Annotated in this window: 16 protein-coding genes; 3 read left to right on the top strand and 13 right to left on the bottom strand. The window is 71.0% G+C overall.

Annotated features, from left to right (window positions below):
• Positions 1 to 37: 37 nt before the first annotated feature.
• The 8 genes from ACIBG7_RS43210 to ACIBG7_RS43175 all read right to left on the bottom strand — a co-directional run bounded on the left by ACIBG7_RS43210 (position 38) and on the right by ACIBG7_RS43175 (position 5,034).
• Positions 38 to 754, bottom strand: a complete 717-nt coding sequence (locus ACIBG7_RS43210) for an HK97 family phage prohead protease (protein WP_397340090.1) — start codon at positions 752 to 754, stop codon at positions 38 to 40.
• Complete coding sequence (locus ACIBG7_RS43205) at positions 755 to 1,939, bottom strand: phage portal protein (protein WP_397340089.1); 1,185 nt, start codon at positions 1,937 to 1,939, stop codon at positions 755 to 757.
• On the bottom strand, positions 1,936 to 2,151 hold the full coding sequence (locus ACIBG7_RS43200; RefSeq protein WP_397340088.1) for a hypothetical protein: 216 nt from the start codon (positions 2,149 to 2,151) through the stop codon (positions 1,936 to 1,938). Before ACIBG7_RS43200 ends, ACIBG7_RS43205 begins: the two co-directional genes overlap by 4 nt.
• Before the next feature lie 11 nt (positions 2,152 to 2,162).
• Positions 2,163 to 3,740 carry a hypothetical protein gene (locus tag ACIBG7_RS43195; RefSeq protein ID WP_397340087.1) on the bottom strand — a complete coding sequence of 526 codons (1,578 nt, stop codon included), beginning with the start codon at positions 3,738 to 3,740 and terminating at the stop codon, positions 2,163 to 2,165.
• On the bottom strand, positions 3,697 to 4,128 hold the full coding sequence (locus ACIBG7_RS43190) for a hypothetical protein (RefSeq protein ID WP_397340086.1): 432 nt from the start codon (positions 4,126 to 4,128) through the stop codon (positions 3,697 to 3,699). Before ACIBG7_RS43190 ends, ACIBG7_RS43195 begins: the two co-directional genes overlap by 44 nt.
• Before the next feature lie 111 nt (positions 4,129 to 4,239).
• A complete protein-coding gene (locus ACIBG7_RS43185; RefSeq protein ID WP_397340085.1) occupies positions 4,240 to 4,524 on the bottom strand; it encodes an HNH endonuclease in 285 nt (94 codons plus the stop codon).
• Positions 4,511 to 4,813: a hypothetical protein gene (locus ACIBG7_RS43180; protein ID WP_397340084.1), complete on the bottom strand. Its 303-nt coding sequence runs from the start codon at positions 4,811 to 4,813 to the stop codon at positions 4,511 to 4,513. The genes ACIBG7_RS43185 and ACIBG7_RS43180 overlap by 14 nt, the downstream gene beginning before the upstream one ends.
• Complete coding sequence (locus ACIBG7_RS43175; protein WP_397340083.1) at positions 4,810 to 5,034, bottom strand: hypothetical protein; 225 nt, start codon at positions 5,032 to 5,034, stop codon at positions 4,810 to 4,812. The genes ACIBG7_RS43180 and ACIBG7_RS43175 overlap by 4 nt, the downstream gene beginning before the upstream one ends.
• Before the next feature lie 939 nt (positions 5,035 to 5,973).
• Between ACIBG7_RS43175 and ACIBG7_RS43170 the strand changes: the two genes are divergently transcribed.
• From ACIBG7_RS43170 to ACIBG7_RS43160, 3 genes are all read left to right on the top strand, one after another.
• Positions 5,974 to 6,417, top strand: coding sequence for a hypothetical protein (locus ACIBG7_RS43170; RefSeq protein ID WP_397340082.1), 444 nt, complete (start codon positions 5,974 to 5,976; stop codon positions 6,415 to 6,417).
• 142 nt (positions 6,418 to 6,559) lie between these two features.
• On the top strand, positions 6,560 to 6,832 hold the full coding sequence (locus ACIBG7_RS43165; RefSeq protein ID WP_397340081.1) for a hypothetical protein: 273 nt from the start codon (positions 6,560 to 6,562) through the stop codon (positions 6,830 to 6,832).
• Positions 6,829 to 7,236, top strand: coding sequence for a hypothetical protein (locus tag ACIBG7_RS43160; protein ID WP_397340080.1), 408 nt, complete (start codon positions 6,829 to 6,831; stop codon positions 7,234 to 7,236). The genes ACIBG7_RS43165 and ACIBG7_RS43160 overlap by 4 nt, the downstream gene beginning before the upstream one ends.
• 4 nt (positions 7,237 to 7,240) lie before the next feature.
• Here the strand turns inward: ACIBG7_RS43160 and ACIBG7_RS43155 are convergent, their stop codons facing one another.
• From ACIBG7_RS43155 to ACIBG7_RS43135, 5 genes are read right to left on the bottom strand one after another with little or no spacing between them, the layout of a single operon-like run.
• Complete coding sequence (locus ACIBG7_RS43155; protein WP_397340079.1) at positions 7,241 to 8,137, bottom strand: hypothetical protein; 897 nt, start codon at positions 8,135 to 8,137, stop codon at positions 7,241 to 7,243.
• The gene (locus tag ACIBG7_RS43150; RefSeq protein WP_397340078.1) at positions 8,134 to 8,460 is read right to left on the bottom strand and encodes a hypothetical protein; all 327 of its coding nucleotides are present in this window, start codon (positions 8,458 to 8,460) and stop codon (positions 8,134 to 8,136) included. The genes ACIBG7_RS43155 and ACIBG7_RS43150 overlap by 4 nt, the downstream gene beginning before the upstream one ends.
• A complete protein-coding gene (locus ACIBG7_RS43145) occupies positions 8,453 to 8,749 on the bottom strand; it encodes a hypothetical protein (protein WP_397340077.1) in 297 nt (98 codons plus the stop codon). The genes ACIBG7_RS43150 and ACIBG7_RS43145 overlap by 8 nt, the downstream gene beginning before the upstream one ends.
• Positions 8,742 to 9,191 (bottom strand): helix-turn-helix transcriptional regulator, encoded by a 450-nt coding sequence (locus tag ACIBG7_RS43140; protein ID WP_397340076.1) that lies wholly within the window; start codon positions 9,189 to 9,191, stop codon positions 8,742 to 8,744. The genes ACIBG7_RS43145 and ACIBG7_RS43140 overlap by 8 nt, the downstream gene beginning before the upstream one ends.
• On the bottom strand, positions 9,188 to 9,706 hold the full coding sequence (locus ACIBG7_RS43135) for a transcriptional regulator (protein ID WP_397340075.1): 519 nt from the start codon (positions 9,704 to 9,706) through the stop codon (positions 9,188 to 9,190). The genes ACIBG7_RS43140 and ACIBG7_RS43135 overlap by 4 nt, the downstream gene beginning before the upstream one ends.
• Positions 9,707 to 9,721: the final 15 nt, after the last annotated feature.

Here is a 9,721-nt window from a genome sequence, read left to right as displayed (position 1 = left end):
GGCGCTTGGCTCCGGCGCGTCAGGAGGTCAGGCGGAATCAGCCGAGGAGTGCGGCCTCGGCCTCGTACAGCGACAGCGGGTGCCGCTGGGTCTGGGGTGCGGCCGGGGCCGCGGGTGCGGGCGCGTCTGGGACGGCGGGCGCCTGGCCGTCGAGGCGCCGCTGCAGGCGGGACACGAGCGCCCGGGCGCTCTCCTCGCCCATCCGGTCGAGGTCCAGGCCGCGCAGGGCGAGCCTCTCCACGGACGTGGCCGGGTTGGCGCCGAAGTTGACCACGCTGACGTCGCCGCGGTTCAGGGACACCTCGACGATGTCGCGCTGCTCGTAGTCCGGCGACCAGTTTTGGCGGATCACCCGGAAGGCGAAGCTCATCTCGTCGACGTCGCCGTCCTCCAGGGCGGCGAGCATGTCGCGCACGTCGCCGCGGGCGGGGTTGACCTCGGCCTCCATGTGCAGGCCCGTGTCGTCCTCGGCCAGGCGCAAGGTGCCGCTCTTGGTGTAGGCCATGGCCAGGCCCTCGTGGTTGAGCAGCAGCTGCACGGCCGGGCTCTCGCCGAGGGTCTTGGTGAACGCGCCCGCCCGTACGACCTCGCTATAGGGCCCGTACCAGTCCCACATCTCGTACGGCTCTTCGGTCACCGACGCGTAGCCGGCGACCAGGGTCTTTCCGCCGGCCTGCGCTCGCACTTCGAGCTGAACCGGGTATGAGCGCCGCTCTGGGCCTTTGCTCGTGGCGCGCTCGGAGATGTCCATCATCTACTCCTCGGGGCGGTCGGTGGTGCTCGCGGACCCGGTCGGCGGGAGGGTGAGCAGCTGCTGCACCTGCTCGTCGGTGAGGGGCGGCTTGTCCTCCAGCTCGCGCGCCTCGTCCGGCGTGCCGAACCGGTTGCGGATCATCAGCTGGTGCGCGCGGTAGCGGGTCAGGAGGTCCGTGCGCAGCAACGCCGCCCGGTTGATCTTCACGTACTGGGGGCGGGGCAGCAGCTCGGTCAGTGCGCGCTCCAGCCGCGTCAGCCACGGGTCCAGCGCGTAGATCAGCAGCTGCAGGTTGCGCTGCTCGATGTTCTGGTAGGTCAACGCTCCGCCGGTCTCGTAGCCGAGCACTTCGGCCAGGCCGGCGCCGAAGATCCGGCAGCACTCGGCGGCCGTGAACTGGTTGGTCTCCAGGAACTGGGAATCTTCGGGGGCGATCTGGATCGCCTCGTACTTCCAGCCCGACCCGAGCACGACCGGCTCGCGCCGACCCTGGATCGCCGCGAGGAAGCGCTGCTTGGCCGTCGTCGCCTGCGTCTGGTCCAGGTTCTTGTCGTTGGACAGGATGCCGGTCGGGTGGGCGCCCTGCTCGAACCACTGCGCGCCGAAGCGCAGGGCCGCGATGCCCACGCCGATCGTCAGCGCCTGGTGCTCGATCGGCGACAGGCCGCGCAGCTGCCCGGGCACCGGGTAGACCCGCTTGTGCCACATCTGGCCCTGCGGCACTTCCTGGCCGCGGATCCGGTACCGCGGCTTACCGTCCCGGTCGCGCCAGGCTGCGACCTCGTCCGGGTGCTGCAGCACGATCTGTGTCGGTGTGCCGAGCCGGGGGTCGCGCTCGCCGATCAGGCCGAATCCGTTGCCGCGCAACAGCCACGAGTAGAACAGCTGCCAGGTCCAGTCCTCCAGGCCGTTGCCGTCGCCGGCCGGGTCGAGCAGCCAGCGCGGCTTGGGCCGTTCCCGCTTGTCGGCGCCCTCTCCCGACAGGACATCGACGGGCAGCATCGAGGCGGTCCCGGCCAGCAACGTCACGCTGGCCCAGATGGCCACCTTCTGCAGGCTGGCCTCGGCCCGCGACAGGTCCACCCGCGAGTACGAGGTGCCCAGGGAGGAGTTGGGCGGGATCGGCGGATCGGCCCGCCGCTCCACCGGGGCCGCGCGCCTGGCCGTACCGAACAACAGACTCACGACGGCTCCCTACGGTCGGTCCTCGCGTAGGCGAGGACCCGGTCGGCGAGGACGAGCACGCCGGCGGTGATGTAGCCCGCGGGCGGCCACGCCAGCCACGCGCCGTAGGCGGTCAGGCCGACCCCGGCCAGGCCCGGCAGCGCGAGCCACGCCGCGCGCAGGACCGTCCCGGCCAGCTCAGCCGCCATCGCCCGCACATCCGAGCGCGCCACCCTGCCCCCTTTCACCAGATGTTGTCCATCGGGTCGCCGTCGTCGAGCAGGTGAGCGCGGGTCGCGTGACCCCATCGCGCCAGCGTGGCCGCCACCAGCGGGCTGATGTCCACGCTGAGGCTGCGACGCGACCACGCCCACGCATCCCCCAGCACCCGCTTTTCGGCGCCCGCCACCGCCGCGGTGAGAGGACCCTGTCCGCGGTGCCGAAGCGTCGGCACCCACTCCTCGGCGTCCGGCGGGCGCACGATCGCGTCGTAGAAGGCGCCGCACGCCTGCGCATGCTCGCGCGCCGTCGGCCTGGTGACCTCGATCCCGGCCGCCTCCAGCTCGGGGATGAGCGACCCGGCCGGCCCGCCCGGGTCGACCACGAACGCGCACGGCTCCCACGCCTCGACCAGCTGCACGGCGCGCGGCACCACCCAGTCGGTGCCCGGGCGGTGGTCGAGCGCTCCGTCCCGGCCGGTGATCTCCACGTGGCTGAGCCCGTCTGCTCGCCGGCCCGCCACGGCGATCGCCGCCCACGACCGGTCCGGCGTCACATCCAGCGCGAACGCGACCGGGTCGACGACCTGGGAGGCCGGCTCCTGCACCGCCTGCCAGGCGGCCTGGCCGATGACCGACCACTCCGGCGTCAAGGACTCCACGCGCTGGCACAGGCACTCGGTGCGGAAGATCGGCTCCGGATCGGTGGCCAGCGCCGAGACGAGCGCCTCCTCGGTCACCGTGTAGCCGAGCGACGGGTTGGCCTGCGCCCACGCGGCCCGGTCCTGCAGCCGGCACTGCGGGGTGTGCACCTCGCCCGGCCGCCCGCACGTGCACTTCACCTCTTCCGGCGCCGACCACTCGAAGTGCCCCAACGTCGGGTCCAGCGAGGGGCTCGCGGCCGCGGCCCTGCCCTTCGCCTGGAGATCGTTCAGCACGATCGACTTGTCGTCGCCCGCGTTGCTGTAGGCCCAGGTCTGCGGGTTGGCGCGGGCCATCGTGGTCTTGGTGACCGCACCCCAGGCGTCCCACGTCTGGTGCTCGCGCAGCTCGTCGAGGTTCACGTCGTCGCCCGACAGGCCGCGGCCGCCGCGGCGGGAGGCAGCGGCGATCTTCCAGCGGCTCCCGCTCGTCAGCCGGATGGCCTTCTTGCCGTTCGTCCGGTCGATGTGCGCTATCTCGGCCGCGAGCTCCGGGGTGCCCTCGACGATCTCGACGGCCTTCTCCCAGGACTCCTCGGAGATGTCGAGGTTCTGCGCCGTGCCGATCACCAGGCCGACCCCTAGGACGAACATCTTCCACAGGTTCTTGACCTCGACGAGGGTCGTCTTGCCGTTCTGGCGGGCGACGAGCACCAGCACCGTGCGGAACCGGAACCGGCCGTCCCAGCGCAGCTCGTGCGCGTGGATCAGCAGCCAGCGCTGCCATGGCAGCGGCCGCACCCGCAGCACCTCCACGGCGAAGTCCACCGCGGAGAACCCCAGCGACGTCGCCGGCGTCAGCGCGCACCCGCACCCGCACGGCCCAGGGGGACCGGAGGCCAGCGGCGGCGTCCAGATCCTAGGAGTGGTGCTCCCCAGCAGCACCGGCGCGGAGCTGAGCAAGCCGTCCTCCCACCGGCTTGTCGGTCTTCATCGCCTGCCGGGCTGTCGGTGCCCCGCCCAGGTCACGAAGCACACCCTGCAGCTGCGGTCCGAGCCAGCCGACGGTCTTGGTGATCTCGCACATCGCCTCCAACTTCTGCAGCCGCCGGTAGGCGCCTTCGTCGCCGGCCAGATCCCGGCGCAGCTCGGCCAGCTCCTCGGCGCGGTCGATGGCCTTTTCGATCTCTTCGGCCTGCCGGAGCGCGAGAGCCTTCATCGCCTGGTCGCTCGGCTGGAGCCAGTCCATCGCCTCGACCGCGTCCCGGACGGCGTCGCGCAGGTCCGGAGCGCGCTCGCGCGCCTTGGCCGGTGTGGGCGCGGCCGCCAGGCGGGGGCGTCGGTTCGCCACGGGTCACCTCCAGTCGGGGGGTACGGGGTGGCGCGGGGGGAGAAAAAGGGCGACGTGGGCGCGGGTCTCTCAGCCCCCATGATCAAAAACGCGTTTCCGCAGGTCAGAGCGTTACCAGCGTCGTGAGGTCGTGGTCTTGCTCCGGGTGGCCATCCGGCTGCCCCGCGAGCTGTTGCACCCGTAGTGCGCGGCACGGGCGTTGGCCGGGTCAGTCTCGGCGCCGCCCTTGTCGAGTGGAACGACATGGTCGAGGCTCCAGGACCGCGGCGTGCGGGGTGGTGCGGCCATGTCGATCTCTTCGCCGCAGATCCAGCACACCCGACCGCCCGGGCTCTTGCGCAGGGTGTCGCGCAGGCGAAGGTAGGGCCGGCCGGTGCGCCCCTTACTGCGGGGCATGGCGTGACTCGGGCATGTACGGCGGGAGACTGGACAGCGCGATCTCGTACGGCTCACGCCGCGCGATGTCGGTGCCGTCGAGGTAGTGCTTGCCGTTGGCGTCCTTGGCGTAGGAGTGGACCCTGGCCGAGGGGCAGTCGACCAGGTAGATCTCCAGCCTGTAGATCTCGCGAGGGTCGAGGCCCTGGCTCTCGACCCAGGCGCGGAAGGCGTTGGCCTGGCCTAGCCTGACCAGTTCGTACCAGGCGTCGTCTCGGGAGTCGAAGACTGCGAGCGCTTCCCTGCTCACCGCTTCGAGGTCCCGTCCTGCTGCTCGCCCTGCTCCTCGTGCACCTGGCTGGAGGTCAGCAGGTCCACGCACGTCAGGGTGATGGCCAGCCACGAGAGGCCGAGCACGAACTGCGGCTCGTCCTTGGCCACGGTGAGCGCCGACAGCGGCCACCCGATGACGGAGGCGGCGAGGAGGATCCAGGCCCCGATGGTGCGCATACGGCGAGCACGAGACCCCATCGCGTTCACCTCCTGGTGCCTGGCCGGGAGGCGGCGCACAACGCCTCCCGGCCACTTGCCCCCTGGCCCCTCGCGTCCCGTGGGCGAGGGCTTGCCCGGTGTCCGTACGGGGACGACGGACACCGGTGATCGAGGTCGGGCCTGGGGCCCCGCCGGTGATCGGGGCCCCAGGTCCTCATGGTGGTCGGGGGAACAGGGAGCCACGTCTCGGCCGTGGCCGCCGGCCAGCACGGTCCGCCGGGGGCGGGGGCTGGTCGTCCCATCCCTGAGCGTCCCCCCTTGGTGGGAGTCCCAGATATGACGGAGGCCCGCACTCGGCGGGCCCACTCGTCTTAGCTGATCACAGGATTGCGTTTGTGCAGGTCAGCTGTCAAGCGCACGGCCCAGCCAGCAGAAGGCGACGTTAAGCGGCCCCATGGTGTCTCATGCTCCCGTCGGCCCCCGAATCGAGGGGCCCAACGGAGAGGAGTGGAGATGGCGAGCAACAAGCCGACGTGCATCACGTGTCTGCGTAACGATCGATACGAGTGGATCGAGTACATCCCGCCGAGCGGGAGTTCACGCCGCGTGCCGACCCACAGCCCGTATCCCGTGAGCGTGCCCCTCACCGGTGAGGCGGCGGTGCGTTACTCCTGCCGGTGCGGATGCTCCGGGGTGATGTCGGCAGGGGACTGGACCCCCGAGAGCGGCCCGGAGTAGGACCTGGCCAGAGTCGCGCCTCGCGTGGGGTGCTGGTTGCACGGCGGGGATCGGCGGGAGTCGGCGCATGCCGGTGAGAGTCCGCCGATCCCCTGCGGCCACTTCGAGCCGTGTCTTCAGGCTACTTGCTTGCGGGAAACCTTCCCAAGAGTACTGAAGTGTTGTATATTTATAGGTGTCGGGACGGGGGGTGAGAGCCCCGAACCGGCGGCCACTTCAGAACTCAACAGAGGAGAGCCGATGGGGAAGATCCCCGCTCAGCACAACGTCGATGTGACGGTCCGGTACGCCGGTGATCACGAGACGGCGGTCGAGAGCTACCTCGACACCCTGCGGGTCCTCCTGCCGGGGCTGGTGATCACCATCACCGACCTGACCGCGATCGCGAACATCTGGCGGTGCTGGCACAGCGCCATGAGCCTCGCCCCCAAGCTGTTCAATGGCCTGACCGCCGCCGCCTACCTCATCTCGCCGGTGAGCACGATCCACACGGCGGTGAAGTTCAGCGGCGGGCAGGCTGGACGGCAGGTCTGGGGGAGGGTGCCGCTCCAGTCCGCGAGCGGATGTGGCGAGCTCAGGGTCCGAGTCGGAGGGCTGACGATCATCTGCGATGACCGGCAGGCGTTCGACAGGCAGTTGGTCACCTGGGCCAAGGCGTGGGACACCGCGAAGCGGATGTGGTGACCCGGTGACGATCGGGGGCGGGCTGATCCCGCCCCCGATCCCCAGAACGCTCTCCCAGCCGGGTTATCCACAGAACGCTGTTCTGTCCCGGCGGGCCGCGCGCCAGCCCGTCACCCTGAGCCGTGAACGGAAGGAGCACCACATGTTCGAGATCCGAGATGAACGCGAGAACGTCCTCGACACCAGACCCACGTTCGCCGAGGCCGAGCTCCGCCTGGAGGAGATCTGTGCCGAGGCGACCGAGCAGGCCGCCGCGTCCGGCGAAGGCACGAAAGACATGACCCTGAGCTGGACGATCTACGACACCGAGGCTGGCGCCTTGGCCGGCTACATGCTGCTGTCCCCCGACGACAGCGGCCGGCCGTACGTGCCGATCAGTCAGACGCGGCCGACCCGTCAGGAGGACCTCGCGTGATCCCGGCCGGACGCGACGCGGTCGACGGTGCGGGCGCCGCGGCCATCCTCGGCATGGCCTACTCGACCTTCCGCAATAGGCGCATCGCCAGCGGCGACGGCTTCCCCCAGCCGTTCAAGGAAGGTGCCCGCAAGCCGCTTTACGATCGCGCCCAGGTGGAGGCGTTCCGTGATGGGCGCCGGCTGCCGAGCTGGCCGGGCGGGATGCACAAGCACCCTGACGACCTGCTCGACGGCCCGGAGGCGGCCGAGCTGCTCGGAATCGAGTACGGCACGCTGCGCCGCTACGGCAAGGAGGACCGGGTGCGCGCGGTCGACGTCTGCGGGGTTCCGCACTACCGGCGCGGGGACCTGGTGGACCGGCTGGCCGCGCCGGGCTCGCCAGGGCGCCCGCGCGGCCGGTGAGCGCCTATGCGACCGCGAGCAGGTACCGCACGGCCTTGCAGGTGACGTGCCGGCAGGAGCTGCAGGCGGGTCCGTGGAGCAGCTGCTCGGGTGGCTGGCCGTCGGCGAGGGCGAGCACGTGGGCGACTCTGTAGAGGGGGCGGCCGAGGTAGTCCAGGCCCACGGGGAAGAGCCTGAGCCGCGCCGCGTAGCCGCGGATCATCTCGGGTGTGAGCCCGGGGTGGAAGCCGTGCAGGGCCCGGGCGAGTTCGGTGGCGGTGCCGGTGTGTTCGGCCGCCTGGTCCATGAGCCACGCCTCGCGGGCGGCGGCATCGTGGGTGGCGCGGCATGCCGTACAGGTGATGACGGGCCGGCCGTGCTGAGCGTGCAGATCGGCCGCGCAGCCGTCGACTCCGCACGGTCCGGCGTACCAGGTGCCGGGCGGCCGGTCGATCGCCCGCCGCGCCTGCCGTACCGCTTGGCGGATGGTACTGATGATCTCGTCGGCGGCCGGGTGGGCCTGCAGCTCGGCGCGGTGCCGGCGTAGCCAGTTGGCGACGGCACGGAGGTTGTCGGCGGGCCCGTGCTCCAGGTCGATCCGGAGGCATGAGGGGTGAGCGCACGCCCGGCAGGCCGGCCCGAGGTGCGGCCGCGTGACCTCGGGCAGGATGGCGCGCGCCCACCCCACGAGCGTGCTGCGCAGCTCGCGCTCGGCGACGCGGGCCCGCTCGTCCCAGGGCAGATGCGTCAAGCGGCCGCCGCCGTGCGCACCCATGCGGGTCTGGCGGGTGATAGCGAGGTCGAGGTGCCCGATCAGGTTGGGCACCTCGGCTAGCTCGCGGTCGAGCTCGCCGGCGCATGCCCGGCAGATCGTGCAGTGGACGGGCCGGTGACCCCCGCACGCCGGGCAGAGCATGGTCATGGGCGGCTGCTCAGCGCGTGGGTGATGGCGTCGGCCAGCATGCGGCGCTCGGCGGCCCGGGCCGTGAGTCCGCGGCGTGCCGACAGGCCCAGGGTCTCCTCCTCGCACTGCCAGATCGCCCAGTAGCTGCGGTGTCGGGCGCTGCGGAGTAGACGGGCGAGGGTGCGGCGAGCGCGGCCCCAGTTGCGGGTGGGTGCTCGCCTCCACCGGCCGATGGCCAAGTCCATGGCGAGCCGGTTGAGGTCCCACCCGAGCGCCACGCGGTATGGCCGCGAGACCTTGAGCCCGAGTGCGAGAGCGTGCCGTTGAAGGTCGTCAAGCATTGGGCTGGGATTCTCCGATCTGGTCTACTCCGAGGGTGTCGCACAGGCGGCTGTACACGCTCGGCCGGAAGGTGTCCTTGAGGTGAGCGGCTCGGACGGTGTGGTCGAGGTCAGCCTTGGAGACGATGACCAGGCCCTCCTCCGCCAGGAACTCGCGAAACTCCACCGGGTGAGTCCAGCCCGAGGTGATGCCGTACATGCGGATCAGGTACTCGTCCAGGACGTCGGAGAGGGCCTTCAGCTCGGACGGGAGGTCCTCGCGCCGGCGGATGGAGCGAAGATCAGCCATCGTCGCGCCCTCTTTCGAGGGCGGGATGGCGTTCGAGCCCGAGCAGGGCTAGCGCGCGTTCTGTGCCGAGGTCGGTCAGCGCGTAGCAGTACCGCGGGGGCCGGTCGGCGGGCGTCGGCGTTTCCCGGTAGGAGCGCACCCAGCCCTCCTGCTCCAGGACGGAAAGGCAGGTGTACGGGTTGCCGCCGACGATGCGCCAGATGGTGACGCCGCTGATGTTGGTGGCGTCGCTGAGCAGCACGATAAGGACGCGGCGCAGGCGGCGGGCCACCCGGTCGTCGGAGGTCTTGTAGGCGACGGCACAGGCTCCCAGCGCTATCCAGACGGCGGCGTGGATCCACATCTGCGAGGACATCATGACGGTGAGCAGGATGAAGTAGCAGAGCCGTCCGAGGTAGTCGGGGGTGAGCCGCTTCTTGATCGCGGCGAGGAAGCCCGTCATGAGCGCTTCCCGAGGTCGGGGCTTGTGCCCTCCAGGACGGCCAGCCAGCGCTGCTGCGTGCCGTTGGTCACGAACGTGCTGCTGGGAGGGAAGGAGTCGAGCAGCGTCCGCATCCGGGCGACCGCTGCCTCGGCCGCTTCCATCCGGGCGCGCATCTCCTCCAACCCGTGGCAGGTATGACGCCCGCCATCGTCGACGAGCTCGACCATGCCGGCCTTGGCGCGGAAGCCGTGGTCGTACTCCGTCTGGATGTAGATCGAGCCGATGGCGATGCCGCCGAGCGCGCGCCGGATGCGGCCCACGTAGACGTCGACCAGTTTGGGTGAGGCGGTCCGCCCCCTCGGCTCCCACACCTCTCGGCTGATCTCTTGGCGGGTCAGGACACAGCCGGGCCTCTCGGCCAGGCAGATCAGGACATCGAGGTCGGTGCGGCTGAGGGTGACCGGCCGGTCGTCAAGGGTGGCGGTGCGGGCGGCGACGTCGATCCGGACGGGCGGGTTGGACGGATGGGTCATGTGGATCTCCTGCGG

Origin of the sequence: Nonomuraea sp. NPDC050328, from assembly GCF_044459405.1 — a bacterium.
In the GTDB taxonomy this organism is placed as follows: domain Bacteria; phylum Actinomycetota; class Actinomycetes; order Streptosporangiales; family Streptosporangiaceae; genus Nonomuraea.
Note: the sequence above shows the minus strand (reverse complement) of the source record. Positions and strands in the feature narration are given on the sequence as shown.

What these genes read in the sequence shown, in the direction of transcription:
- ACIBG7_RS43210 (WP_397340090.1), bottom strand. Translation starts at nt 754, where the DNA reads ATGATGGACATCTCCGAGCGCGCCACGAGCAAAGGCCCAGAGCGGCGC.
- ACIBG7_RS43165 (WP_397340081.1), top strand. Translation starts at nt 6,560, where the DNA reads ATGTTCGAGATCCGAGATGAACGCGAGAACGTCCTCGACACCAGACCC.
- ACIBG7_RS43135 (WP_397340075.1), bottom strand. Translation starts at nt 9,706, where the DNA reads ATGACCCATCCGTCCAACCCGCCCGTCCGGATCGACGTCGCCGCCCGC.
- ACIBG7_RS43150 (WP_397340078.1), bottom strand. Translation starts at nt 8,460, where the DNA reads ATGCTTGACGACCTTCAACGGCACGCTCTCGCACTCGGGCTCAAGGTC.
- ACIBG7_RS43155 (WP_397340079.1), bottom strand. Translation starts at nt 8,137, where the DNA reads ATGACCATGCTCTGCCCGGCGTGCGGGGGTCACCGGCCCGTCCACTGC.
- ACIBG7_RS43140 (WP_397340076.1), bottom strand. Translation starts at nt 9,191, where the DNA reads ATGACGGGCTTCCTCGCCGCGATCAAGAAGCGGCTCACCCCCGACTAC.
- ACIBG7_RS43170 (WP_397340082.1), top strand. Translation starts at nt 5,974, where the DNA reads ATGGGGAAGATCCCCGCTCAGCACAACGTCGATGTGACGGTCCGGTAC.
- ACIBG7_RS43145 (WP_397340077.1), bottom strand. Translation starts at nt 8,749, where the DNA reads ATGGCTGATCTTCGCTCCATCCGCCGGCGCGAGGACCTCCCGTCCGAG.
- ACIBG7_RS43175 (WP_397340083.1), bottom strand. Translation starts at nt 5,034, where the DNA reads ATGGGGTCTCGTGCTCGCCGTATGCGCACCATCGGGGCCTGGATCCTC.
- ACIBG7_RS43185 (WP_397340085.1), bottom strand. Translation starts at nt 4,524, where the DNA reads ATGCCCCGCAGTAAGGGGCGCACCGGCCGGCCCTACCTTCGCCTGCGC.